Origin of the sequence: Faecalibacter rhinopitheci (assembly GCF_015234135.1) — a bacterium.
GTDB lineage: Bacteria > Bacteroidota > Bacteroidia > Flavobacteriales > Weeksellaceae > Empedobacter > Empedobacter rhinopitheci.
In genome coordinates this window covers 222,427-248,853 of record NZ_JADGIK010000006.1, presented here as the reverse complement: position 1 = coordinate 248,853, position 26,427 = coordinate 222,427, and the positions used below count along the sequence as shown (strand labels likewise).

The following is a 26,427-nucleotide window of genomic DNA, read 5'->3' as shown; positions in this document are numbered from 1 at the left end:
CCAAAGATAAACAACTTTTTTAATTTAACTACTCAAAATCAGTTTTATAAGGATTTAACGTGATTGAATTTTTAGAACTTAAAAGTTTGTTGTAATTTAAAAACATCAATTATAAGCTAATTTATATGGAAGTAAAACACTCACAAACAGTGAATGATGGACAATTTTCTCTGTACGAAAACGATGATTTAATCGGCTATATTAAATATGAATGGGCCAAAAATGGAAATATAAAAGCGACAGGTACTTTTGTAGATGAAAAATACAGAGGCCAAAATTTAGGAGAAGTTTTATTTGATGAATTATTAGAATTTACAGAACAAAACGATGTTAAAATTTATCCCATCTGTCCATATATCGTGAAACAATTTAATGAAAAGCCTGAGTTAAGCGAGTTTTTAGATGAAGAGTATTTAGAATCGTTAGAGAACGAAGAAGAATAACTAATAAGTCTTGAAAATTTCAAGACTTATCAGTTATTAACATATTATGTTATTGCAAGATAGCATTTTGCACTCTATATTTGCCGGCTAAACTAACTTAAAGAACAAATAAGGATTTGTATGGTAATACGTCTATTTTTAATTTTCAACTTGTTGCTAAGTTTCACTGTTTATGCACAAAGTAATCAGGATAAAGACCAACAACTTATATATTCTTATTTATATAGTAAACAATATGATGAGGCTAAATTATTAATTAACAGCAAATTTCTAACAGCCATTAATCCTAGTCGGAAAGTCATCGGATATGTTTATCTCGCAGATTTGTATGGTGAAATAAATAATGAAGAAAAAAGAGTTGAAGCTTTAACAACAGCTCAAAAAATTGCTCAGAATACAAATCATCCCTTAGATTTAGCGTATGTAAACTTTGGTTTTACACGTTACTATTTTCATTTGAAGCAAGATGAATTATTTATTAAAACCTTGAATCAAACGATTAAAGATTTTTCTTCTTTCCCTGATGAAGATTTCATATTAACACAACTCTATTTTTTAAGATATAATTATAAGGCCAAGAAAAGTTTAGAAAATAATACACGTAAAGATGCATTTTTAGCTAACAAACACGCTTTAGCTTCTAAAAATCCTCTTTTAATTAATTTTACTTTCAGTAATATTGGATATTATTATAAACAAAAATTTCATGAAACTGGAAATCAAAAATATATAGATTCTGCTTACACAACTTCTAAAGAAACCTTACGCTATGCTAAACTTATAGTAGAAGAAAAAGTAAGAGATCGCTCGTTGATTGTTTATAATTTAAACCAAAGTAGCTTATCCGCTTTTCTTGAAGAAAAGAATAATTCTAATGCAGTGTTAAAATATTCTAATCAAGCATTAGATATTGCTAATAAATACACCAATTTCAATAATTTTAAATCCTTTATTTATAATAATATTGGTTCTGATTATCAATCAAAGGGAAATTTTACACAAGCTAAAAAATATTATCAATTAGCTTATGATTTAGTAGAAAAAGACTCTGAATTAGTTCAGTATCAAATTAAATTCTTAGGAAATTTAGCTATTCTAGCTGAACAACAAGGGAAAATTAAAGAAGCGTTAGATTATACTAAACAAGAAAAAGAATTGATTCTAAAATATAATCAAGATCAGTTTGATAACAGTACAAAAGCACTTGAACTATTTTACGAAACAGAACAAGCCAACCAAAAAATTCAGCAACTCGAAGAAACCAATCGATTGGTTAAAATACAAACATACCTATATGTGGGCATAAGCATTATAGGAACGGCTATTCTTATTATTTTATTTTATAATTTAAATTATAAGCGAAAACTGAATGTGCAACGAGAAATTATTGAAGATCTAAAAAAACAGCATTTATTATAAAAAAAATCCTTGAAATAGTTCAAGGATTTTTTTTGTTCTAATCGATTTTCAATTCAGCAACTATTGGAAAATGGTCTGATTGAATATTACTTCCACGATAAAAATTTGTGACTTTTATATTTTTTGATACCCAACATTGATCAATATTAGTACGAAAAATAGGAATAAAAGCATTCCATGAATTCTGCAAACCAAATCCTGAACGTGCATCTTTTAATTGATCCGATTGCAGTAATTTAAAATTTGGTGAATACACAGTTGTATTTAAATCACCTATTAAAATAATATTTTGAGTATTGAAATTCTCAATTTCCTCTTTGATCAATTTATATTGCTTATTACGTTTTTCAAATCGTGCTTGATTAGGCAAGGGAGGAACAGGATGTGTTGCTAAAATGGATACATTTTTTTTATTAACTTTTAATTCTGCAACCAAAGAAGGGTGTTCATTGTCGATATAGTTCTTAGTAATTACAGTATCGAAAGGTATTTTAGAATAAATTGCAATTCCAAAATTATTGGAACGTACTTCTTCTTTATAATAAGGATACTTTTCACGAATAAAATCCACTTTTTTTTGCCAAGCAGGCGTTAATTCTTGCAAAACAATAACATCTGCCGTTTCTTTATCTAAATAATGATGCAAATGATGATATTCATTATTTTGTGAAAAAATATTTATCGATATAATTTTAAAATTTTCTTGTTCTCCTTTGGCATTATCTCCAAAATAAAAATTTCCCATCTCATTATACACTAAATACGGAATTACAACTAAGGGTAATAAAAACAAAATGGACTTGTTCTTCTCTTTTCGAATTTGCAAATTATATATTAAACAAAATACAAAAGCAATAATAAGGGCATAAACAGAATAATGTACCAACATATCAAAAACGAAATAGTGGTAAAAACTTTTACTGATTAAGTAAAAAGCAATGAAAAATAGAAAAATATATTTCGTTAATTTTGTTAACATCACGTCAATTAATTTTTATTGGCTGTAAAAGTAAAGATTATAATATTCATTAACTTCGCGATATGATAAAAATCGGAATTTTAGGAGGAGGCCAACTGGGATATATGTTTTTGCAGAATGCATTGCAATATCCTTGTGAAATCAGCATCTTGGACCCAGCTGCTGATGCGCCGTGTGCACCACATGCACATCATTTTGTACAAGGAGATTTTAAAGATTATGATACCGTAGTAGCATTTGGAAAAAATGTAGATGCCATCGGTATCGAAATTGAACATGTTAATGTTGATGCACTACGTCATCTGAAAGCTTTAGGTAAAAAGGTAGTTCCAGATCCAGAAGCTTTAGCCATTATTCAAGATAAAGGTGTACAAAAAGAATTCTATATTAAAAATAATATTCCGACAGCTCCGTATTTCGAATTAGAACATTGGGAAGATTTAAAATCAAAAGAAGATATTCATTATCCAATCTTCCAAAAATCAAGAAAAGATGGTTATGATGGAAAAGGTGTGCAGTTCTTAAAATCAAGTGCTGATTTAGACAAAATGCTACAAGCACCATCCATCTTCGAAACTCCGGCAGACTTAGACAGAGAAATTGCTGTCGTTACCGTTGCCGATCATTTAGGAAATATCGTTACATATCCAACAGTTGAATTCGTCATGAATGAGGAGTACAATTTGTTGGATTATTTATTAATACCCTCTACGTTAACCAAAGAAGTAACAGATCGTGCAGAAACAATCGCTCGAGATGTTGTAAAAGCATTAAATTCTCCAGGTGTTTTTGCTGTGGAAATGTTTTTGAACAAAAACCAAAGTATTTGGGTGAATGAAACTGCATCTCGTGTACACAACTCAGGTCACTCTACAATTGAAGGAGCTTACTCTTCGCAATTTGACCAAATGTTAAGAACATTAATGGAATTGCCTTTAGGTTCTACAAAATTATTCACGACATCTGCAATGGTTAATTTAATTGGTGCCGAAGGTGAAACTGGTCCAGCACAAATTGAAAATATAGAAACTCTATTACACATCCCAGGATCCTATTTACATTGGTATGCGAAAGCAGTTACAAAACCAGGTCGTAAGATGGGACACGTTACATTAGTGAACGATGATTTGAAACAATTAAAACAAAACATAAAACAAGTCAACGAAACGATTCGTGTCGTTGCCAAAAAGTAAACAACTATGGTCGGAATTATAATGGGAAGTGATAGCGATTTGCCTATCATGAAGCAAGCTGCTGAGGTATTAACAGAATTGAATATTCCTTTTGAATTAACAATCGTTTCAGCTCACCGTACTCCTGAACGTATGTTCGAGTATGCAAAGACAGCCCATCTACGCGGAATCAATGTTATTATCGCTGGAGCTGGCGGTGCTGCACATTTACCTGGCATGGTGGCATCAATTACACCACTTCCTGTAATTGGAGTTCCAATTAAGTCCTCTAATTCAATTGATGGATGGGATTCAATTTTATCAATCTTACAGATGCCAAACGGAATTCCGGTTGCTACGGTTGCTGTAAATGCTGCTAAGAACGCTGGAATACTTGCTGCTCGTATATTAGGAGCAAATAACCCTGCAATACAAGAACAAATGGTGCAATACCAACAAGGCTTACAAAAAGCCGTGGAAGCAAAGATTAAAGTTGTGAAACAAGAATATCCTAATGGATTTGATCAATAATAAATCTATTTATAGAAAAACTGGTGGTGGACGTATAGGTAAAATAAATTTTACTTATCCATTATTAAAGATTATCGTCGAAAAGGAATTAATCCAATTGAAACCTTTTCTGGGAAGCAGTTGGAAATTTGTACCTGAAGATGTTCTTTCAATAGAACCAACTCAAATTTTATTCACGAGTGGAATTAAAATAAACCATATCAAAAAAGGTTGTGAACATCGCATCGTCTTTTATACATCTAATCCAAATAAATTAATAGAAACGATTCAAGAAATCGGATTTATACCAAAAGTAAAGCCACTCCAATGAGTGGCTTTTATATCTCCTATTTATATTTTACTTATACAAAACAAAAAAAGCGTTTGAGTAAACTAAAACTTCAAACGCTTCCAAATTAAGATTTCTCCTAATAAACTAAAACTATTTCAAAATAAAAAAAGCATTCAAAAATGAATGCTTTTTTTTGTAGTCCCTAGGGGAATCGAACCCCTCTTTCTAGAATGAAAATCTAGTGTCCTAACCGATAGACGAAGGGACCGCCTATTGTTTTGCTTTATTGCGATGCAAATATAATTAAATATTTATAAACGACAAATAAAACTTTAAATATTTTTTATTAGTTAAAATTTTGTAGTCCCTAGGGGAATCGAACCCCTCTTTCTAGAATGAAAATCTAGTGTCCTAACCGATAGACGAAGGGACCATTGTAAAATTTTATTAAACTAATTATTTAATTTTCTATGAACGAATCTCTGTGTTTTAAAGAAAGGATTTAGAGAAAAGTCGATGTATAATTCGAAATATAATGAACCAATTGAATTATACAGCGACATTTTCATTTCCCGATTAAACATCAACAAAATGTCTAACCTTTACAAACAAAACACAAAAAACAATTTCCTTTACACAGTATTTTTACTGGTTGTTTAAATCAACAACTATGAACAAGGAAAAAAAAGATTGCATATTTCAGCAATCTATCTATTAATTTGTAGTCCCTAGGGGAATCGAACCCCTCTTTCTAGAATGAAAATCTAGTGTCCTAACCGATAGACGAAGGGACCACTTGTATGATTATTAAGCTAATCCCGCGATATGTTTAGCTAACTTAGATTTTAAGTTAGAAGCTTTATTCTTATGAATAATGTTTCTCTTAGCTAATTTATCAATCATTGAAGAAACTTTTGGGAAAACTGCTTCAGCTTCCGTTTTTTCTTCAGTTCCTCTTAAAGCTTTAATAGCTGAACGAGCTGATTTATGATAGTATTTGTTACGATCGCGTCTAACCGCCGATTGTCTAATTCTTTTTAATGCTGACTTATGATTTGCCATAACCTTTAAATCTCTTTCTATTTTAGTTCGGCAAAGATAAAAACAATTTTTTCATCTAGCCAAAATAATTTTATTAATATTTTAAAAAAATACTCTTTTGAGTAGCCCATAGGAGAATCGAACTCCTGCTTCCAGAATGAAAATCTGGTGTCCTAACCACTAGACGAATGGGCCATTCCGAGCAATTGACTTTGTTATCAAAAGCGAGTGCAAATTTAGGGGTTATTTTTAAACTACCAAATATTTTTCACTTTTTTTAAGTTAAAAATTATGTTAAATTTTGTTAAAGAAGTTAATGTAATCCCAAAACATTGAAATTATATATTTTGTTAAAGTATAATCTAATATATTTGAGCTACTTGAAAAAGGATATAATAAAATTATAATAATATAATCATGAAAACATCGCTATTAGGTGTGGCTGCATTAATTTGTACGATGTTCATTACTTCATGTAGTTCTTTAACCCCTGTATCGGAAATTAAAGAATACTCTTCACGAAGTTTTGTTCCACAAACAAGAGTTATGGAGACTCAAACTAAATTAATCAACAAACGTGCCAACTTAGAAGTTGAGCCTGTGAATGTTAAGGATGAATCTTCAATGTTAGTTTTAAATAGTGTTTTAGACGAAACTAACAATTTATTCACTGAGTTTTTATTAAAAGAAGCTGAAACTTATATTGGTACTCCATACCGATACGGAGGCACAACAAGAAGAGGAATTGATTGTTCTGCGTTTGTAAGAAGTGTTTTTGAAAGCTTTAATATGAACTTACCTCGTGTTTCAGCAGATCAAGCAAAAGAAGGACAAAGAATTTCTACTGAAGAAGCCCGAGAAGGCGATTTAGTATTTTTTGCTACAAGAGGAGGCGGACGCGTATCTCATGTGGGAATTGTACATGGAAGAGATGAAAATGGGGTTCTTAAATTTATTCATTCTTCTACCTCACAAGGTGTAATGGTTTCCTCTTTGAATGATAGTTATTGGGGAAGAAAATTCCTTTATGCGAAAAGAGTTTTATAATAATATCATATTTGAAGATTTAATAAAAAAAAACGGCTTGAAATATTTCAAGCCGTTTTTTTTTATTTATTATTTTAAGTTTACTTATTTTTAAACATTAGATAACCAAGCCCTGCTAAAGGAATTGTCATTCCTGCTATGTATAAAAGATTATAATCTAACAATTGCGGATAATACAGTATAGTCGCTAGCAATCCAACGACAGCACCTCCTAAGTGCGCAGCATGCCCAATATTGCCTATGTTATTCTTCATCCCATATACTGAATAGCCCAAATATAGAATAGCAAAAATCCAAGCTGGCATAGGAATAATAAAAAATAATCCTAATCTTAGTTCTGGAAATGCAGCTATTGCAGCAAACAAAATTCCAGAGACACCTCCAGATGCACCTACTGCAGTATAATACGGTTGATTTTTATACATAAATAGGGATAAAATATTTCCTCCTATTACTGAAGCTATGTATACTAAAAGAAACATTCCATATCCTACATTCATATTTATTGTAGAATAATCACCAAAAAACATGGCTTTTGGGCTTGCAAAGAAGTTGATTAAAATCTCTGCAAAAATGTATAATGTATACATATTAAAGAATAAATGCATAAAATCTACATGCAAAAAACCTGAACTTAAAATTCGGTAATGTTCTTTTTTATTTAAAATTGAACCAACTTGAAATTTATATTTGTCAAAAAAGCTAATATCATTAAAACCTTTCCAACTGAACAAAATATTAAATCCTATAACTAAAATCGTAACAAACGATGCATCTCCCATATTTAATTTATTCTTCTTCTTTTATTATTTCGTTTTCAACTTCATCAAATAATGTAGGTTGAGATCCATCACTTTCATCCATTACTTCTTCAGGTTCATCATAAGGCAATGATTCTAAAGCATTAATTTGTTTCAATTTATATGGAGTTAATTGATTTCCTTGTGCTTTAATCCCTTTTATGGCAATAAATTGTTCTAAATTGATAATTTCTGCTTCTTTTTCTACACCTTTTATTTTAGAAAACGTTAATTCAATAACTGGTAAATAATCAGTAGAAATTAACTTAATTTCAGATTTATCATCCTCGTTAGAGAAGAAAATTTGTGGATTTAATGTATCTTCTAGTAGGAAACGTTTTACAAAATATTTTTCTTTTGTTCCATCAAAATATACACAAGACAAAGGCTTATTAGGCTTCCATTTCTCTATAATAATCATTTCATCATCAAAACGATTTCCTAAATCAAAAGAAACTAATTTGGCTTCACCTGTACTATTTATTGTAAGAATCTTATCATCACCTTTAAAAGACCCTAATAAATCACCACGTTCATCTGCGTTTAGTCGGCGAACAATTGGATCATACCAAATCTGACGAGGTGCCAAAGTAGAAATCCCTTCTTCTTTTAATTCAATCTTTTTAATTGGATATTTTGTAACTAAATTTCCTTTACTTGAACGACCTTTAACAGCTAATTCTGCAAAATCTAAATCAAATTTTAATTTTTTGATACGTTGATGCGTTTTAAGAATCACAGATACGACCTCTGCTTCCCCATTTGGATTTGCAGAAAAGTATAATAACTCCGAACCTTTGTTTCCATTGGCTAAATCGTACTCTTTATCTCGGGTAATTCCTGTAACAGCAAAACGCTTTTGGTAAGCTGGTCCATTTTTACCATCTCGATAAATTACATTATAAATGGTACGTTTATCATTTTTACGCCATACACCTATGTGTACAATTCCTTTACCTACAAAAGTTTTTGCATCCACTTTTGTTACTAACATCGTTGCATCTTGTCGGAAAATTATGATATCGTCAATATCAGAACATTCAAACACAAATTCATCTTTCTTTAAAGATGTACCTATAAAACCTTCTGCACGATCTACATAGAAGCGAGTGTTTGCAACTGCTACTTTAGAAGCGTCTATGGTATCAAAAGTTCGAATTTCAGTTTTACGTACTTTTTCTTTTCCATATTTTACTTTCAGAGCTTTAAAATAATCCACTGCAAATTCTATTAAATTTGCTAAATGATGTTTAACATTTGAAATTTTATCTTCAAGTGAATCAATAAATTGCTGCGCTTTATCTAAATCAAATTTTGAAATTCGCTTTATTTTAATTTCCGTTAATCGAGTAATATCATCTTCATTTACAGGCCTAATTAAATGAGCGATATAAGGTTTTAACCCATTATCAATTGCCGTAATTACTCCTTCCCAAGTTTCTTCTTCTTCAATATCATGATAAATTCTTTTTTCAATAAAAATTCTTTCTAAAGAAGAAAAATGCCATTGTTCTTGTAACTCATCAAGTTCAATTTCTAATTCTCTTTTTAATAATTTTAAGGTATTATCTGTATTAAATTTTAAAATATCAGAAACAGTTAAGAATTCGGGTTTTTTATCTCGGATAACACAGGCGTTAGGCGAAATAGATATTTCGCAATCTGTAAAAGCATATAGCGCATCTATGGTCTTATCTGGAGAAATGCCAGGAGCTAAATAGATTAAAATTTCTACATCCGCAGCTGTATTATCTTCAATCTTTTTAATTTTTATTTTTCCTTTATCATTAGCTTTTAATATGGAATCTATTAATGATCCTGTAGTAGTTCCATAAGGAAGTTCAGTAATCTTAAGGAGTGTTTTATCTTCCTGTGAAATTTTAGCACGAACTCTTACTTTACCGCCACGTAACCCATCATTATAATCAGATACGTCAATTAAGCCAGCAGTTTGAAAATCTGGGAAAATCTGGAATTTTTTTCCTTTTAGATGTAAAATTGATGCCTCAATTAATTCATTAAAATTGTGTGGTAATATTTTTGTTGATAACCCTACAGCAATACCTTCAACTCCTTGGGCTAATAAAAGCGGAAATTTAATCGGTAAATCTATAGGTTCTCTGTTTCTCCCATCATAAGAGGGTTGCCAATGTGTTGTTTTAGGATTAAAGACAACTTCTAAGGCAAATTTCGTTAATCTTGCTTCTATATAACGTGCCGCCGCAGCGCGGTCACCTGTATGTACGTTTCCCCAATTCCCTTGCATATCGATCAATAGGTCTTTTTGTCCTATTTGTACAATTGCATCTGAAATTGCAGCATCTCCGTGTGGATGATACTTCATTGTATTACCTACAATGTTTGCAACTTTATTGTATCTACCATCCTCTAATTCTCTCATAGAATGTAAAATACGGCGTTGCACAGGTTTTAGTCCATCATAAATAGATGGAATTGCTCGTTCTAAAATCACATAAGAGGCATAATCAAGAAACCATTCTTGGTACATTCCTGAGACTTTCTTGATACTCTCTTCTTCTATATGCATAAGATAATGTTGATTTTTTAATCTAATTGATATTGATTAGTAGTTACTATTTTATCTAATTCTGATATCATGATGTTTCTTTGTTGATCAGATAAAAATGAGATTCTAAATTTTACTTTTACAAGATTAGCTTTTCCTTTTTTACTATTTATAAATAAGATTAAATCGTCATTTAATAGACCTTTACTTATTTTGTAATTATTAATTTTATATTTAGGTAAATCAATTCTTTTTTGTTTAGTTCCTAAAAAAGATAAGAAATCTATACGCTCTACATTTACCGTTAATCCTTCGCCTGAGGTGTCGAATTCATAATATTGCCATCCTCTTATTGCGATATAACAAGTTGTAATCATAAGGAATGTAGCTACATAAATTTCTTCAAATTCTGTATGCAATGAAATAACATCATAATACATTAAAATCATCATAATCAATAGAATAAATATTCCAAAATTTAATATGTTGACCAATGTCCTTACTTTTTTATTATTTAATTTCATCGTATAAAATTATTTTAGTTAACTATGTAAATATAATTAAGTATTTTAAATTTCATTTGTAACTGCCTCAATTGAAAGATTATTAATAATAAATTCTTGTCTTGTGGGTGTATTTTTCCCCATATAAAATTCAAGTAAATCCTCTATAGACGCGTCTTTACCTATCATTACTGGTTCAAGACGAATATCTTTTCCAATAAAGTTTTTAAACTCGTCTGGTGAGATTTCTCCTAACCCTTTAAATCGTGTTATTTCTGGATTTTTTCCTAATTCATTCAAAGCATTTAGACGTTCTTCTTCAGAATAACAATATCTTGTTTCTTTTTTGTTACGCACACGGAAAAGTGGCGTTTGTAGAATATATAAATGACCTTCTCGAATTAATTCTGGGAAGAATTGCAAGAAAAATGTAATCGCCAACAGCCTGATATGCATGCCGTCGACATCAGCATCGGTTGCAATTACGACATTATTATAACGTAATTCTTCTAATCCATTTTCAATATTTAGCGCGGCTTGTAGAAGATTAAATTCTTCGTTTTCATAAACGATTTTCTTTGATAAACCATATGAATTCAAAGGTTTACCACGTAAGCTAAATACTGCTTGCGTTTCTACATTTCTACTCTTTGTGATTGAACCAGAAGCTGAATCACCCTCGGTAATAAATATCGTAGAATCTAAACGAAATTCTGCTTTCGGATCATTGTAATGTTGGCGACAATCTCGTAATTTTTTATTGTGCAAACTCACTTTCTTCGCACGATCACGTGCTAATTTTCGAATACCAGATAATTCTTTACGTTCTGTTTCTGACTGTTTAATTTTGCGTTCTAAAGCTTGCGCAACTTCTGGATTTTTATGTAGAAAATTATCTAAATTAGTTTTTACAAAATCATTGATAAATGTACGAACCGTTGTCATTCCTGGTCCAATTTCATTGGAACCTAATTTGGTCTTAGTTTGAGATTCAAAAACAGGCTCAATAACTTTAATTGCTATGGCAGAAATAATCGATTTACGAATATCTGCCGGATCATAATTTTTATTATAAAATTCGCGTACTGTTTTGGCTATTGCTTCTTTAAAAGCTGTTAAATGTGTTCCACCTTGTGTGGTGTTCTGACCATTCACGAAAGAATAATATGTTTCCGAATAAGATTTAGAGCTATGCGTCAAAGCAATTTCTATATCTTCTCCACGCAAATGGATAATGTCATAGATTGTAGCTTCTTCAATATTATCTTTTAATAAATCTTTTAGTCCTTCTGTCGAATAAAACTCTTCCCCGTTGAAAGTAATTTTTAATCCAGGATTTAAATACACGTAGTTTTTTAACATACGTACGATGTACTCTTTTCTGAATTTAAAATTTAAAAAGATATTTTTATCGGGAACGAATGTAATTTTAGTTCCTTTTCTTAATGAAGTTTCTTTTTCTTGTTCTTCTAATGTTAAATCTCCCTTAGAGAATTCAGCAACTCTAGTCTTTCCATCTCTTATAGATTGTACTCTAAAATAAGACGATAATGCATTTACAGCTTTTGTCCCTACACCATTTAATCCTACAGACTTTTTAAAAGCTTGCGAATCATATTTACCACCTGTATTCATTTTAGATACAGCGTCAATCATTTTTCCTAAAGGAATTCCTCGTCCATAATCTCTTACTGTGACCTCGTCCTCTCGTAGATTTATTTCAACTGCTTTACCCGAGCCCATTACAAACTCATCAATACAGTTATCAATAATCTCTTTAAGTAAAATATATATACCATCGTCTTGAGAAGATCCATCTCCTAACTTCCCGATATACATACCAGGACGCATACGAATATGTTCTCTCCAGTCTAAGGTTTTGATATTATCTTCAGTATAATTTACTTGATTTATTTCAGACATTTGGGTTTATCGTATTAGAATTGTGTAATTTACAAATTTACTAAAAAAATACTAAAATGTTTTTGGTAACTTTAGTGAATATAAATCATTCAAACACCTTACAACCAAACAACTAAAAGATTATGAACTCTAAATTACCTCATCTAGAGACTACTATATTTACGGTAATGAGTAAATTAGCAAATCAGCACCAAGCCATAAACTTGGCACAAGGTTTTCCTGATTTCGATCCACATTCTTCTTTGATTGAAAGCTTGAACTATTATTCGTACCAAAATTACAACCAATACGCGCCAATGATTGGCGTCGAAAAATTAAGAAATTTTATTTCTGAAAAAACTGAACGCTTTCATCACACTATTTATCATCCAGAGCAAGAAATAACAATTACAAATGGTGCAAGCCAAGCTATTTTTACTGCAATTGCTGCAGTAATTGAGAAAGGAGATGAAGTTATCATTTTTGAACCTGCATATGATTTATACAAACCAGCAGTAGAAATGTTTGGTGGAATTGTAAAACCAATACAATTAACTTATCCCGATTATAATATTGATTATGAATCTTTAAAGAGCAAAGTAACTTCGCAAACAAAACTAATTATATTCAATAACCCCAATAATCCTTCTGGAAAAATATTTAAAGCCGAGGATTTAGTTCAGATTGAAGCAATCTTAAAAGATAAGAATTGTTATATTATAAGTGATGAAGTGTATGAGCACATGACATTTGATGCCTACGAGCACCAAAGCTTTGCAAGAATTCCTTCTTTAAAAGATCGTACTTTTATTACTGCGTCTTTCGGGAAATTATGCCATGTAACAGGTTGGAAAGTAGGTTATGTATTGGCAGGTAAAGAATTGATGAACGAATTTAGAAAAGTGCATCAATACAATGTATTTTCTGTACATACTCCTTCCCAATATGCAATTGCTGATTATTTAGATGATGAGAATAACTACTTAGAATTAAATAATTTCTTTCAAGAAAAGAGAGATTATTTCACAAAGGGTCTATCTTCTACTAAATTTGAATTAATCCCTGCTGAAGGTACTTATTTTGTTTCTGCTTCTTTCAAAAATTATTCTGAGTTGAGCGATAGAGAATTTGCTAAAAAATTAACGATTGAAAATAAAGTTGCTACCATTCCATTTTCTGCATTTTACCACGATACATTTGATGAAAAAGTGATCCGATTTTGTTTTGCAAAACAAAAAGAGACCTTAGATTCTGCTTTAGAGAAATTAAATAAATTATAAGAATAAAAGCCACTCTATAGAGTGGCTTTATTTTTATGTTATTTTACAGTAATTTTTCTTGATACAACTTCCTCAGCATTGTAAAAGTTTACGATATATATTCCTTTTGGTAAAGTAGAAATATTCGCATTATCTGTTTTAGATTCAGAAACTAACTTACCTGATAAATCAAAAACTTTTACTTTTTGTATATTTTCAAATCCGTTTATTTTAACCTTCCCGTTATCTTGATATACAGCTACCTTATTTTTATTGATATCAATTGTTGATAAAGCTTTTTGTTCTATGGTTACATCGTCTAACGCGATATAAAAAATATCTTCACAATCGTAATGTCTAAAAACTAATTGCACATCTTGCCCAGCATATTCACTTATATCCACGTTTACTACTTTAGCTACTTCGTAATATGCATTATCTAACGTTTCTTCAAAAACTGGTGTTTCTGTCCCTATAAATTCAGCATATGCAGGAATAACGTATACAGCATAATGCTCATCATATAGTTCTTCGTCTCCAGCTGAAACTTTAAAACTTAAAGATAATTCCGCATCTTGTGGCAAAGTTATTTTAGGACTTGTTAATGTATTATCTGGTGTAAATGCTTCCAAATACCAAGAGAAAGAAAAAGCTGCATCACCGGTAAATGATGGAACTTCATTTAATTCAGCATTTAAATATTCCCAAGTGTCATTATCTCCATCACGATCACCAATTGACCATAAATTACGTGTTTGAGTAGTATCAAAATTTTCTTGAAATATAGTAGTCTGTGCAGTAGCGTTAGCTCCAATTAAAATTGAACCTAAAAAGAATAGATTTTTAATCATATGTATATATTTAATGTAATTCTAATGTTAATTAATTCAAATATATACAAAAAAAGTCCTAATCAAGTTGATCAGGACTTTTATAGAATGATTTTTTAAAATCTTATACGTTAAATAAGAAGTGCATAATATCACCATCTTGTACGATGTATGCTTTTCCTTCTACATTTAATTTTCCATTTTCACGACACTTAGATTCAGAACCATAAGTCATAAAATCTTCAAACTTAATTACCTCAGCACGGATAAATCCTTTTTCGAAATCTGTATGAATAACTCCAGCCGCTTGTGGTCCTGTAGATCCTTTTTTGATTGTCCAAGCTCTTACTTCTTTTACACCTGCAGTGAAATAAGTTTCTAAGTCTAATAAGGTATAAGCTGAACGAATTAAACGGTTAACACCTGGCTCATTTAAACCTAACTCTTCTAAGAAAATTTGACGCTCTTCAAAAGTTTCTAATTCATTAATATCTGCTTCTATCTGAGCTGCTAAAACTAAAACCTCAGCATTTTCATTTTTTACCGCTTCTTTTACTTTATCTACCCATTCGTTACCATCTTTTGCAGCAGACTCGTCTACGTTACATAAATATAACACTGGCTTAGCTGAAATTAATTGTAAAGAATCAACAATTTCTTGTCCCTTCTCATCTAATTCCATCTCGCGTACATTTCTCAATTCTTCTAAGTGAGCTGTTACAGCTGTTAAAACTTCAACCACTTTTTGCTCCTCTTTGTTACCTGCTTTAGCTGCTTTTTTAGATTTATCAATACGTTTTGTAACTGTATCTAAATCTTTTAATTGTAACTCGATATCAATTGTTTCCTTGTCACGAATTGGATTGATAGAACCATCAACGTGTGTGATATTGTCGTTATCAAAACAACGTAAAACGTGGATAATTGCGTTACACTCACGGATATTTCCTAAAAATTGGTTTCCTAAACCTTCTCCTTTACTTGCTCCTTTTACAAGACCTGCAATATCAACAATTTCTACAACAGCTGGTACTACACGCTCTGGATTTACAATTTCTTCTAATTTGTATAAACGAGGATCTGGTACAGAAACTGTTCCTACGTTTGGTTCAATTGTACAGAAAGGATAGTTTGCCGATTGCGCTTTTGCATTCGATAAACAGTTAAATAAAGTAGATTTACCTACGTTTGGCAATCCAACGATTCCACATTTCATATATGATGATTCTTTTATTAATATTTATAAATCAGAAGAATGTTCTGAAAAAATTTTTGCAAAGATAACGAATTCCTTCTAAGTACAATACCAACTTAATTCCTTACCCATTATACTTTTATAATAATCTTTAAGACATCTGTATAACCAACTAAAATGATTTCAAATAATTTACATTTACTGTAGCAATTATATTTTAAATTTTTAATCAGTTTTCATATTTAATAATAAAGATAAAATAATAACATTAATAAAGGTATACTTATATAATAAGGAAATATATAAGTATAAAATATATTGCTTGATGCATAAATTTTTATAATTATATACTTACCTTTACTCTACAACATCAATAGAGATTATGAAATTAAAATCAATCTTATTCAGTTTATTCATTGTTTTTGCTTCTGCATTAAATGCACAAACAGCTAACGAGATTATGAATAAAGCATACTACCAAGCAAAAATTGAAAACAAAAATGTCTTTTTAATGTTTCATGCTTCATGGTGTGGATGGTGTAAGAAGATGGAAAAGAATATGGAGGATCCTTTAGTGAAAGCATATTTTGATCAAAATTATGTCAAATCATTTATTACAGTTGAAGAACGTGGTGAAAAAGCAACATTAAATACTCCTGGCGGAGCTGAATTGGTTGTACAATTGGGCGGTAAGAATCAAGGATTACCATATTGGGTTATATTAGACGAAAAAGGAACTGCTTTAAAAGATTCAAAAATCAATGGAGAAAATGTTGGTGGTCCATCTTCAGAAAAGGAAGTTGATTATCTGATTTCAACCTTAGCAACTACTTCTAAAAATCAAAAGATCGATGTTGAAAAAATTAAAGAAGTTTTCATACTAAAAAAGAAATCATAAAGTAAAAGCCTCCGAAGTTTCGGATGCTTTTTACTTTATATATATAAACGATGTTTATTTCGTTAGCGCCTGAAAAGCTTCTTCCAAACTTTTATATTGTCCTTTAAATTCTTCGATGGGTTGATCGGCTACAATTTCTCCTTTATTTAATAAAATTACTCGAGAACATAATGCTTCCACTTCTTGCATTATATGAGTGGAAAGAATAATCGTTTTATCTTTAGAAATTTCTCGAATAAGGTCTCTAATCTCCAAAATCTGATTAGGATCTAGTCCATTCGTTGGCTCATCAAGGATTAAAATCTCAGGATTTGACAAAATTGATTGTGCTAAACCGACTCTTTGTTTATATCCTTTTGATAATTGATGAATTTTTTTGTGCCTTTCAGGCGTCAATCCAACCATCTTTATAACCTCCTCTACTCGCTCCTTTTTCAAGCCATGGATATTCATTACAAATTGTAAATATTCTTTAACGAACATCTCCATGTACAGCGGATTATTTTCCTGTAAAAACCCGATTTGCTTTTTCGTTTCAATTGGATTTTCTCTTACGGAAGAATTATTTACTAAGATTTCACCACTATCCGGATTTATTGCATTTGTAATACTTTTCATTAAAGTCGATTTTCCAGCTCCATTTGGACCTAATAATCCTACAACTTCTCCTTGATCAATTGAAAATGAAACTTTATTTAAAGCCAATTGATCGCCATATTTTTTTGTTAAATCCTTGATGATAATTCCCATTCAGTGAAATTTATTTGATAAAATTATAAAAAGTTATGCTCGTTTAAAAAATTATTTTTTAGCTTTGTTAGACAAATTTACAGAAACAAACGATGACAATGTTCAATTATTTTAACGCTTATTTCTTTTACTTTTTTGGATGGTATTCAGGAGAGCAGGGACTGCGTTGTCATAATTGATTATATATATTAATAAGATAAAGAAAGTCCCACAATTGTTGGGGCTTTTTTTTTGCCTGAAAACGAAATGAAAACAAAAGTTGCTATACAAGGTGTAAAAGGTTCGTATCATCACGAAGCTGCCGGAAATTATTTTGGAAATGAAATTGAGTTATTGGAGTGCGACACCTTTAAACAATTAGCAAAAGCGTTGGCAAAAGGAAAAGTAGATAAAGCTGTAATGGCAATTGAAAATACGATTGCAGGTGCAATTCTACCAAATTATGCTTTGATAACTAAACATGGATTAAAAGTCGTCGGAGAAATCTATTTATCGATTCAACATCAATTAATGGTACAAAAAGGCCAAACGATTGACGATATAAATGAAGTTAGATCACATCAAATGGCACTTTTACAATGCGATAAGTTTTTGGAAAAACACCAAGATTGGAAAGTGGTACATGATGTAGATACAGCTTTAACGGCAAAAGATATTGTTGATCAAAATTTAAGCTCTGTGGCCGCAATTGCTTCTAGAAAAGCAGCCGAAGTTTATGGGTTGGATATTTTAGCCTCGAGCATCCAAACCTTTCAAGACAACTTTACACGATTTTTTGTTTTAGAACGCGATCATATCGATTACGATAGATTTAACAAAGTGTCAATGCGTTTTTCAGTGAATCATAAAGCTGGAGCACTAGTAGAGGTATTAAATCATATTGCTGAATGTGGAATTAACATGGATAAAATTCAGTCCGTGCCAATTATTGATAAACCTTGGGAATATTCATTTCACATCGATATTACATTTGATGATCAGCAACAATATTATACGCTTTTAGGCAAAATAGCGAAAAAACTAACAGATTTAGAAATCTTAGGAGAATACAAAAAAGGAAAAGAATGATAACAGAAGCTAAACGTTTACAAAGTGTTCAGGAATACTATTTCTCGAAGAAATTGCAAGAAATAGCGAACATGCAAACGGATATTCCGATTATTTCCTTAGGCATTGGTAGCCCTGATTTGCAACCAGCACCCGAGGTGATTGAAACTTTAATTACAGCCTCTCAATCCGGAAATAATGGCTATCAAAGTTATCGTGGCTTACCGATTATGCGAAATGCAATGGCGCAATTTTACCACCAACAATTTGGTGTCACATTGGATTCAGCCACTGAGATTTTACCATTGATGGGATCAAAAGAAGGAATTATGCATATTTCGATGGCATTTTTAAATGAAGGTGATAAAGTTTTAATTCCAAATCCTGGTTATCCTACATATTCATCAGTTACAGAATTGCTGCAAGCAGAACCTTTATACTATGATTTAAAAGGTGAAAATGATTGGCTTCCTGATTTTAATCAATTGGAAAAATTAGCTGAACAAAAACCAAAAATTATGTGGATTAATTACCCACATATGCCAACGGGAGCAACAGCTCCACGAGAAGTTCTTGAACAATTGATTGCGTTTGCAAAACGTCATCAGCTTTTAATTGTGAATGATAATCCATACAGTTTTATTCTAAATGATAAGCCCACCAGTATTTTATCCATTGATGGCGCTAAAGATGTGGCGATTGAATTAAACTCGTTAAGCAAAACTTTTAATATCGCAGGTTGGCGAGTTGGAATGGTTTTAGGAAAAGAAGAATTTCTGAATTCAATTCTTAAAGTAAAATCTAATATGGATTCTGGTATGAGTTATGCCATCCAGCAAGCCGCTACAAAAGCATTAAAAGCATCAGAAGAATGGTATAAAAATCTAAATAATGTTTATTCAGAACGTCGTGAGATTATTTATAATATTTGTGATAAGCTGAATGTAAAATATGATAAAAATGCCGTAGGACTATTTATTTGGGCAAAATTACCTGAAGGAATAGATGATAAATCCTTTATTGATAAAATTCTTTACGATAAAAAAGTATTTATTACTCCGGGAAGTATTTTTGGGAACAACGGAAAAGGATATATCAGATTTTCACTTTGTGCCCCTATTGAAAAATTAAATGAAGTTGTAGAAAGATTATGAAGACAGTAACAATTTTAGGATTAGGGTTAATAGGAGGATCGTTTGCCTTGGCACTTAAAAAAATTGGATTAGCTAATAAAATTATTGGTGTTGACTCTAATTTACAACATTGCAAAGAAGCTTTAGAATTAGGAATTGTTGACACATTAGGCAATTTAAAAGAATCGGTATTGGTAAGCGATTTAGTGGTTCTTGCCATTCCTATTAATGCAATACAAGCATTACTTCCTAAAATATTAGATTACATCCCTAAAGATACTATTGTGATGGATATGGGATCTACTAAATCTGGAATTGGAGCAATTGTACGTACACACCCGAATCGAAAGAATTTTGTAGCGACACACCCAATTGCGGGAACCGAAAATTCAGGTCCAAAAGCCGCATTTCCGGAATTGTTTATGAACAAAGTTTCGATAATTTGCGATCCTGAGGAAAGTGCATTAAGCGCTGTAAAAAAAGTAAGAAAAATTTATCAAAATCTTTGGACAAATGTAATCACAATGACCTCAGAAGCGCATGATGAGCATATTGCTTATGTTTCTCACCTTTCTCATATTACTTCATTTGCCTTAGGACAAACCGTGTTAGAAATTGAGAAAAATGAAAAGGCCATTTTTGATATGGCAGGATCTGGTTTTGAATCTACAGTTCGTTTAGCAAAAAGTTCACCTGATATGTGGACACCTATTTTCATTCAAAATAGAGAAAACTTGCTAAATGCAATAGAAGCATATGAAACACAGATTAAAAAAATAAAAAAAATGATTGAAGATGCTGATGCTGAAACTATACGCCAGTATTTATCAAATACAAATGACATCAGAAGAATTTTAAATAAATAATAATACCTAAGTCTATATATATACCTTAAATTTGTAACAATTATGGAAAATAATAACTGGATTAACCAATTCGAGAAACCACTTATAATCGCGGGACCATGTAGTGCTGAAAGTGAAAAACAAATGATGACCATTGCTGAAGATATTGACAAAGATTATGTTAAGATTTTCCGCGCGGGAATTTGGAAACCTCGTACAAAACCTAATTGCTTTGAAGGTGTCGGAGCAATTGGATTAAATTGGTTAAAGAAAGTAAAAGATGAGCATGGAATGATGATTGCAACTGAGATTGCAAATGCAAATCATGCTAAATTAGCTTTAGAATATGATGTAGATGTTTTATGGATTGGAGCTCGCTCTACTGTAAATCCTTTTACGGTACAAGAAATTGCTGAGGCATTACGCGATACAGATAAAATTGTTTTAGTAAAAAATCCTGTAAATCCAGATTTAGATTTATGGATTGGAGCTTTAGAACGTTTAGAAGGTCAAGGCATTAAAAATTTAGGTGCAATTCACCGTGGATTTTCAACATATAAGAAAACTAAATACCGTAATAATCCACAATGGCAAATTGCTTTAGATTTCAAAAATAAATTACCAAATATTCCTATTATTTGTGATCCATCGCATATCTGTGGAAACAGAGAAGGTTTATTTGATGTATCTCAACAAGCTTTCAATTTTGAATACAATGGATTAATGATTGAAACACATTGTAACCCAGACGAAGCGTGGTCGGATGCTGCACAACAAGTAACGCCGGCACGTTTAAAAGAAATTTTAAGCGCTTTGGAATTACGCCAATCCGATGACCCTGATTCTATCTACAAAGCAGGAATCGATAATTTACGTCATCAAATTGATGAATTAGATTCTTCTGTACTAGAGACTATTTCTCAACGTATGAAAGTTGCTAATTCTATCGGAGAATTAAAAAAAGAACATAATGTAGCCGTTTTTCAACCAGAACGCTGGAAACAGATTAAAAATAATGCTGTAAAAGCAGGAATTTCACTTGGTTTATCAGAAGATTTTATTGATAAATTATTACAAGCTATTCACCAAGAATCTGTTGCTCAACAAAACAACATTATGATTAAAAAAGAAGAAATAAAATAATAACCATTTGAAGGGAATTGTAACAAAATCTACTGGTAGCTGGTATCATCTTCGTACAGATGATGGTACAGTTTACCAAGCCAGAATAAGAGGAAAATTTAGAATCGCTAATATCAAACACACTAACCCAATTGCGGTTGGTGATGAGGTTGAATTTGAGATTGATAAAGATGATATTGCCGTTATTAATACAATCTACGATCGTAAAAATTATATTATTCGTAAATCGGTAAATTTATCTAAGAAAACACATATTATTGCCTCTAATATTGATGTAGCTTTCTTAGTAGTTACAATGTCTAATCCAAAAACATCTTTTGGTTTTATAGATCGATTTCTAATTACTGCCGAAGCTTACCAAATTCCGGTCGTGTTGTTATTTAATAAAATCGATGCTTATCAACAAGATGAGTTGGACGATTTATTGTTATATAAACACATTTATAATTCTATTGGATATGAAAGTATTGATATTTCTGCAGAGACTGGGGTAAACTTAGAATTAGTAAAAGAAAGAATGAAGGATAGTATTAGTTTAGTATCTGGACACTCTGGTGTAGGGAAATCTACTCTACTGAATACTCTACATCCCGAATTAAATATTAAAACACATCAAGTATCTGACTTTAATAGCAAAGGCCAGCACACTACTACTTTTGCACAAATGTATGAGTGGCCTTTTGGAGGATTTATTATCGACACTCCAGGTATTAAAGAGTTTGGACTTGTACATTTAGATAAGTCTGAATTACAAAATTATTTCCCTGAAATTTTTGAGTTACGTAGTGGATGTAAATTTGATAACTGTATCCATGTCAACGAGCCAAAATGTGCTGTACGTGATGCGGCAGATGAAATGAAAATTGCGCCATCTCGTTATGAAAACTATTTAACATTCTTACAAGAAGAAATTTATAATCAATAATTTATACATTTTAAAAAAGCATATTCCATCGGTTTATGCTTTTTTTTATTTCACTCAATCCTTAGTTTAAATACTTAACCAATTAATTAAATAGGAAATCCTATTTGAGTATTAATAAGAAAATCAATTTTAATTTAAAATCATAAACTTTTATTTATTGTTAAAATTTTCTAAATTGATTGAATGAAAAAAATCTACTCATTTCATCTTATTTTCTTAACTATCACTTTCTTTCTATTATATAATTGTAAAAAAAATATAGATACAAGTGTCCCTGCAAACAATAATTCGATTTCTGAATTAAAAATTAATCAACAATTGTCGGATTCGATACATAATTCTAAGGTTGATCCTAAAATAAGATTAGAAAAAGCTGATAAATTAATCTTTTTAGCTAAAAGCGCTAAAAATGATTCAATTCTTTTCGATGCATATCTTAAAAAGATGACATTATTAAAGGATTTAAAAATGGATGATAGCTCTTCTAAAATTAATCATGAAATTATTAAATGGGCTAATACTATTCCAGATAAAAAATATCTTGGAGAAGCATACTTTAATTTTGGAAAAGATTTTTACCAAAAATACCAAAACGACAGTGCTTACTATTATTTTAATAATTCTAAAAACGAATTTTTAAAGATTAATAATAAAGAAGGCATTGCTAAAAACAGTATCAATATTGCAATGATTCTGAATGATGTTTCTTCATACTTTGAGAGTCAAAATTCTTCTTTAGAAGCTTTAAATGTTATTAAAGATGATCCTAAACATCCATATCTAACTCCTATATATAATAACTTGGCAGTATCTAGTGGAAGCTTATTAAATTATAATGAAGAATTATATTGGTATGAAAAAGCGCTAGAACTTACAGACGACCCTTATTATATTGCATCTATTAAGCATAATCAAGGTGTAGCATTAACTCTATTAAAAAAATATGATAAAGCTATTAGTGTTTTATCTAGCATTGTAAATACACCTATATTTTATAAAGATAATGGCTTAAAAGCAAGAGTAATAGATAACTTAGCTTATGCAAAATGGAAGAAAAGCCCGAATACAGATGTATTAGAAAGTTACAATGAAGCGCTAAACATTTATAAAGAAGAAAATGATTTTTTTGGAATGAGTACAACTTATGACCATTTAATTGATTATTATAAAGACATCAATCCTAAAAAATCGTTAGAATATGCCAATTTAAAGTATAGTATAACAAAGAATTCTAATAATACTGAAGGGAGACTAAATGCTTTAAAAAGCATTATTACCTTAAACCCTAACCCTCGGAATATTACGGATTTTATTACGTTGTCAGATAGTTTACAACATATAAACAGCAATTCTAAGTATGAATTTGCAAAGTTAAAATATGATGTAGATGCTAATAGAAACCGAGTGACTTCACTTTCTTTAGAAAATGCTGAAAAAGAGCTAAGACTTGAAAGAGCTAAAATTTATGGGATTATAATACTAGCCATTTTAGTGATTGCAATATTATCATTTACCTTATATTCTTACCGCATTAAGCAAAAACGCAAGGAGGAAAAACTGAAAACCATCTATGAAACTGAAGTAAAACTATCTCAAAAATTACATGATGAGCTCGCGAATGATTTATTTTCTACCATTACTCTAGTAGATTCAATAAAATTTGACAACGCTGATTTGAAACATAAATTAATTCATAATCTGGATCATATCTATTCTCAAACCAGAAAAATTTCGCGTCAAAATAATATTATAGATACAGAAAATTTTAAACAAGAATTAGATTTTATGCTAGGATCATACAAATCTGAAGAAATTAATGTATTGTCTAAAGGTATAGACCTTATTGGTTGGGAAAACATTGAAATTCAGTTAAAAATAGTTATCTATCGCATATTGATGGAACTAATGACTAATATGAAAAAGCATAGCGACTGTAATATTGTAATGTTAAATTTTATCCAAGAAGAAAAAAATTTACAAATAAAATACGCTGATAATGGCTCTATAGCTATGGATCAACCTAAGTTCAATAAAAATGGTTTAAAGAATGTGGAAAACCGTATAAAAAGTATTGATGGTTCAATTATTTTTGATTGTTCTAAAGGTTTTAAAGCTTTTATAAATATTCCTACAACCAAGAAATAACTTTTATGATTCAAAAGATATTAATTGCAGAAGATATTGATAGTATAAACACTGGTATCATTTCTATTTTAAAAGAAAATTTTAGTTTCAAAATTGATTATGCAAATTCATGCGATAATGCACTTTTAAAAATTAAAAAATCAATTTCAGAAAATGATCCGTTCGATCTCTTAATTTCTGATTTATCTTTTAAAGTAGATGGTAATTTGAAACCAGAAATAAAAAATGGAGAAGAGTTAACCATTGCTGCTAAAAGATTACAATCAGACCTTAAAACTATTATTTACACCATAGAGGATAAACCTTCTTTGTTGAAGAGACTAAAAGATGATATTGGTGTAAATTCTATAGTTTTGAAAGGCTTAAATAGTCTTTCTGAACTAAAACAAAGTATTTCTACGATTGAATCGGATGAAAATTACTTTACAACCGAAGTAATACATAAAATTAAAAACGACTCTACTACAGCAATTAACGAGTATGATATTTGCCTGTTGGAAATGTTATCTAAAGGATTGACGCAACAAGAAATTTCGGAAAAATTTAAACAAGATGCTATAAAACCTTCATCTGTAAGTGCAATTGAAAAGCGTATTGGCGAACTAAAAAGTACTTTAAAGGCAAATAATAGTATTCATATGGTTGCTATAGCAAAAGATATGTGCATTATTTAAGAAAAAATTTCTGTTTTTACGGAAATCCGTAAAAAATGTTAAACCATATTATCTAATTTAGCTTAAAATTAACACATGAACCGATACTACGTTGAAGTGACTTTTGACTTTGATGATAATTTTATAAAAGAGAAAGAGATATTTCTTGATTATTTAACAAGTGAACATTGGATTAACCTAAACTCCGAAAGAAACTGGAGAATTGGTTTTAAAAAAGATATTCTTGAAACAGATCGAATTGAAATCATAAAAGAGGATTTAATTACTGCTTCAAAAATTTCAAATATTAAAAAAGTAGATTATGCTGTTATATTAAAAGATAATTTATTTTTCGGCTCAATCAATTAAAATATACGAACACTGACTAACTTAACAACCTAACTAACCTAACCTTAATTAAAGTCTGATTTGCTAAACCTATTTCAGACTTTTTTTATGTCTTTTCATCACGTATTTTTACATCTAAATTATAATTCTATAATGAGAGTCATCATACAAAGAGTAAAACATGCATCTGTAACAGTGGATGATAAAATTACTGGTAGTATAAATCATGGACTATTAGTTTTAGTCGGATTTGAAGCAGAAGATAACCAAGAAGATTTTGAATGGATTGCAAAAAAAATCGTACAATTAAGGATATTTAATGATGAAAATAATGTTATGAACTGTGATGTAAAGCAAGTAAATGGAGAAATTTTAGTTGTTTCTCAGTTTACATTACATGCATCTACCAAGAAAGGTAACAGACCTTCTTACATCAAAGCTTCAAAACCGGATTTAGCTAACTTACAATATATAAACTTCTTATCCGTTATTGAAAGAAATCTTGATTCTAAAATTGAAACCGGAATATTTGGTGCCGATATGAAGGTTGAACTTTTGAATGACGGACCAGTCACAATTTTTATTGACTCTAAAAACAGAGAATAATAAAAAAATTAAATA

Annotated in this window: 26 protein-coding genes and 4 tRNA genes; 17 read left to right on the top strand and 13 right to left on the bottom strand. The window is 30.5% G+C overall.

Features of this window, described 5'->3' with window-relative positions:
- Positions 1-125: 125 nt before the first annotated feature.
- On the top strand, positions 126-443 hold the full coding sequence (locus tag IM532_RS10535; protein ID WP_194183415.1) for a GNAT family N-acetyltransferase: 318 nt from the start codon (positions 126-128) through the stop codon (positions 441-443).
- 120 nt (positions 444-563) lie between these two features.
- Positions 564-1,862 (top strand): tetratricopeptide repeat protein, encoded by a 1,299-nt coding sequence (locus IM532_RS10530; RefSeq protein ID WP_194183414.1) that lies wholly within the window; start codon positions 564-566, stop codon positions 1,860-1,862.
- Positions 1,863-1,899: 37 nt separating this feature from the next.
- Here the strand turns inward: IM532_RS10530 and IM532_RS10525 are convergent, their stop codons facing one another.
- The gene (locus IM532_RS10525) at positions 1,900-2,607 is read right to left on the bottom strand and encodes an endonuclease/exonuclease/phosphatase family protein (protein ID WP_228063712.1); all 708 of its coding nucleotides are present in this window, start codon (positions 2,605-2,607) and stop codon (positions 1,900-1,902) included.
- Between the two features lie 296 nt (positions 2,608-2,903).
- Between IM532_RS10525 and IM532_RS10520 the strand changes: the two genes are divergently transcribed.
- From IM532_RS10520 to IM532_RS10510, 3 genes are read left to right on the top strand one after another with little or no spacing between them, the layout of a single operon-like run.
- On the top strand, positions 2,904-4,034 hold the full coding sequence (locus tag IM532_RS10520; protein WP_194183412.1) for a 5-(carboxyamino)imidazole ribonucleotide synthase: 1,131 nt from the start codon (positions 2,904-2,906) through the stop codon (positions 4,032-4,034).
- Between the two features lie 6 nt (positions 4,035-4,040).
- Entirely contained in the window at positions 4,041-4,544 is a 504-nt protein-coding gene (gene purE / locus IM532_RS10515; protein WP_194183411.1) for a 5-(carboxyamino)imidazole ribonucleotide mutase, read from the top strand.
- The gene (locus IM532_RS10510) at positions 4,528-4,854 is read left to right on the top strand and encodes a hypothetical protein (RefSeq protein WP_194183410.1); all 327 of its coding nucleotides are present in this window, start codon (positions 4,528-4,530) and stop codon (positions 4,852-4,854) included. Before purE ends, IM532_RS10510 begins: the two co-directional genes overlap by 17 nt.
- A 157-nt stretch (positions 4,855-5,011) precedes the next feature.
- On the opposite strand, the gene IM532_RS10505 is transcribed toward IM532_RS10510, so the two are convergent.
- From IM532_RS10505 to IM532_RS10485, 5 genes are all read right to left on the bottom strand, one after another.
- Positions 5,012-5,083: transfer RNA gene (locus tag IM532_RS10505), tRNA-Glu, on the bottom strand.
- A 93-nt stretch (positions 5,084-5,176) separates the two neighbouring features.
- Positions 5,177-5,248 (bottom strand) — tRNA-Glu (locus tag IM532_RS10500).
- A gap of 289 nt (positions 5,249-5,537) precedes the next feature.
- Positions 5,538-5,609: transfer RNA gene (locus tag IM532_RS10495), tRNA-Glu, on the bottom strand.
- Positions 5,610-5,622: 13 nt separating this feature from the next.
- Positions 5,623-5,877: a 30S ribosomal protein S20 gene (gene rpsT, locus IM532_RS10490; RefSeq protein WP_194183409.1), complete on the bottom strand. Its 255-nt coding sequence runs from the start codon at positions 5,875-5,877 to the stop codon at positions 5,623-5,625.
- A 102-nt stretch (positions 5,878-5,979) separates the two neighbouring features.
- Positions 5,980-6,051 (bottom strand) — tRNA-Glu (locus tag IM532_RS10485).
- Between the two features lie 222 nt (positions 6,052-6,273).
- Between IM532_RS10485 and IM532_RS10480 the strand changes: the two genes are divergently transcribed.
- Positions 6,274-6,903: a C40 family peptidase gene (locus IM532_RS10480; protein WP_194183408.1), complete on the top strand. Its 630-nt coding sequence runs from the start codon at positions 6,274-6,276 to the stop codon at positions 6,901-6,903.
- 80 nt (positions 6,904-6,983) lie between these two features.
- On the opposite strand, the gene IM532_RS10475 is transcribed toward IM532_RS10480, so the two are convergent.
- Genes IM532_RS10475 through IM532_RS10460 form a run of 4 tightly spaced genes read right to left on the bottom strand, consistent with a single transcriptional unit; the run spans position 6,984 to position 12,656 of the window.
- Positions 6,984-7,685, bottom strand: a complete 702-nt coding sequence (locus IM532_RS10475; RefSeq protein ID WP_194183407.1) for a rhomboid family intramembrane serine protease — start codon at positions 7,683-7,685, stop codon at positions 6,984-6,986.
- A gap of 7 nt (positions 7,686-7,692) precedes the next feature.
- Positions 7,693-10,251 (bottom strand): DNA gyrase/topoisomerase IV subunit A, encoded by a 2,559-nt coding sequence (locus tag IM532_RS10470; RefSeq protein WP_194183406.1) that lies wholly within the window; start codon positions 10,249-10,251, stop codon positions 7,693-7,695.
- Between the two features lie 17 nt (positions 10,252-10,268).
- Complete coding sequence (locus IM532_RS10465) at positions 10,269-10,754, bottom strand: hypothetical protein (protein ID WP_194183405.1); 486 nt, start codon at positions 10,752-10,754, stop codon at positions 10,269-10,271.
- A 45-nt stretch (positions 10,755-10,799) separates the two neighbouring features.
- A complete protein-coding gene (locus tag IM532_RS10460) occupies positions 10,800-12,656 on the bottom strand; it encodes a DNA topoisomerase IV subunit B (protein ID WP_194183404.1) in 1,857 nt (618 codons plus the stop codon).
- Positions 12,657-12,778: 122 nt separating this feature from the next.
- On the opposite strand from IM532_RS10460, the gene IM532_RS10455 reads away from it, so the two are divergent.
- Complete coding sequence (locus IM532_RS10455) at positions 12,779-13,915, top strand: methionine aminotransferase (protein ID WP_194183403.1); 1,137 nt, start codon at positions 12,779-12,781, stop codon at positions 13,913-13,915.
- Between the two features lie 38 nt (positions 13,916-13,953).
- Here the strand turns inward: IM532_RS10455 and IM532_RS10450 are convergent, their stop codons facing one another.
- Positions 13,954-14,745: a T9SS-dependent choice-of-anchor J family protein gene (locus IM532_RS10450; RefSeq protein WP_194183402.1), complete on the bottom strand. Its 792-nt coding sequence runs from the start codon at positions 14,743-14,745 to the stop codon at positions 13,954-13,956.
- A 103-nt stretch (positions 14,746-14,848) separates the two neighbouring features.
- Positions 14,849-15,940, bottom strand: coding sequence for a redox-regulated ATPase YchF (ychF, locus tag IM532_RS10445; RefSeq protein WP_194183401.1), 1,092 nt, complete (start codon positions 15,938-15,940; stop codon positions 14,849-14,851).
- A gap of 361 nt (positions 15,941-16,301) precedes the next feature.
- On the opposite strand from ychF, the gene IM532_RS10440 reads away from it, so the two are divergent.
- Positions 16,302-16,817 (top strand): thioredoxin family protein, encoded by a 516-nt coding sequence (locus IM532_RS10440; RefSeq protein WP_194183400.1) that lies wholly within the window; start codon positions 16,302-16,304, stop codon positions 16,815-16,817.
- 54 nt (positions 16,818-16,871) lie between these two features.
- Here IM532_RS10440 and IM532_RS10435 read toward each other — a convergent pair whose 3' ends face one another.
- Positions 16,872-17,567, bottom strand: a complete 696-nt coding sequence (locus IM532_RS10435; protein WP_194183399.1) for an ABC transporter ATP-binding protein — start codon at positions 17,565-17,567, stop codon at positions 16,872-16,874.
- 246 nt (positions 17,568-17,813) lie between these two features.
- Here IM532_RS10435 and IM532_RS10430 point away from each other — a divergent pair, with 246 nt between their 5' ends.
- The 9 genes from IM532_RS10430 to dtd all read left to right on the top strand — a co-directional run bounded on the left by IM532_RS10430 (position 17,814) and on the right by dtd (position 26,412).
- Entirely contained in the window at positions 17,814-18,635 is an 822-nt protein-coding gene (locus tag IM532_RS10430; protein WP_194183398.1) for a prephenate dehydratase, read from the top strand.
- Complete coding sequence (locus tag IM532_RS10425) at positions 18,632-19,768, top strand: pyridoxal phosphate-dependent aminotransferase (RefSeq protein ID WP_194183397.1); 1,137 nt, start codon at positions 18,632-18,634, stop codon at positions 19,766-19,768. The genes IM532_RS10430 and IM532_RS10425 overlap by 4 nt, the downstream gene beginning before the upstream one ends.
- Complete coding sequence (locus IM532_RS10420) at positions 19,765-20,613, top strand: prephenate dehydrogenase (RefSeq protein ID WP_194183396.1); 849 nt, start codon at positions 19,765-19,767, stop codon at positions 20,611-20,613. Before IM532_RS10425 ends, IM532_RS10420 begins: the two co-directional genes overlap by 4 nt.
- 42 nt (positions 20,614-20,655) lie before the next feature.
- Entirely contained in the window at positions 20,656-21,735 is a 1,080-nt protein-coding gene (locus IM532_RS10415; RefSeq protein ID WP_194183395.1) for a bifunctional 3-deoxy-7-phosphoheptulonate synthase/chorismate mutase type II, read from the top strand.
- Between the two features lie 7 nt (positions 21,736-21,742).
- Positions 21,743-22,660 (top strand): ribosome small subunit-dependent GTPase A, encoded by a 918-nt coding sequence (gene rsgA / locus IM532_RS10410; RefSeq protein WP_194183394.1) that lies wholly within the window; start codon positions 21,743-21,745, stop codon positions 22,658-22,660.
- 183 nt (positions 22,661-22,843) lie between these two features.
- Positions 22,844-24,805 carry a tetratricopeptide repeat-containing sensor histidine kinase gene (locus IM532_RS10405; RefSeq protein WP_194183393.1) on the top strand — a complete coding sequence of 654 codons (1,962 nt, stop codon included), beginning with the start codon at positions 22,844-22,846 and terminating at the stop codon, positions 24,803-24,805.
- A gap of 5 nt (positions 24,806-24,810) precedes the next feature.
- Positions 24,811-25,479, top strand: coding sequence for a response regulator transcription factor (locus IM532_RS10400; protein ID WP_194183392.1), 669 nt, complete (start codon positions 24,811-24,813; stop codon positions 25,477-25,479).
- Between the two features lie 75 nt (positions 25,480-25,554).
- A complete protein-coding gene (locus IM532_RS10395) occupies positions 25,555-25,827 on the top strand; it encodes a hypothetical protein (RefSeq protein WP_194183391.1) in 273 nt (90 codons plus the stop codon).
- Between the two features lie 132 nt (positions 25,828-25,959).
- Positions 25,960-26,412: a D-aminoacyl-tRNA deacylase gene (dtd, locus tag IM532_RS10390; RefSeq protein WP_194183390.1), complete on the top strand. Its 453-nt coding sequence runs from the start codon at positions 25,960-25,962 to the stop codon at positions 26,410-26,412.
- Positions 26,413-26,427: the final 15 nt, after the last annotated feature.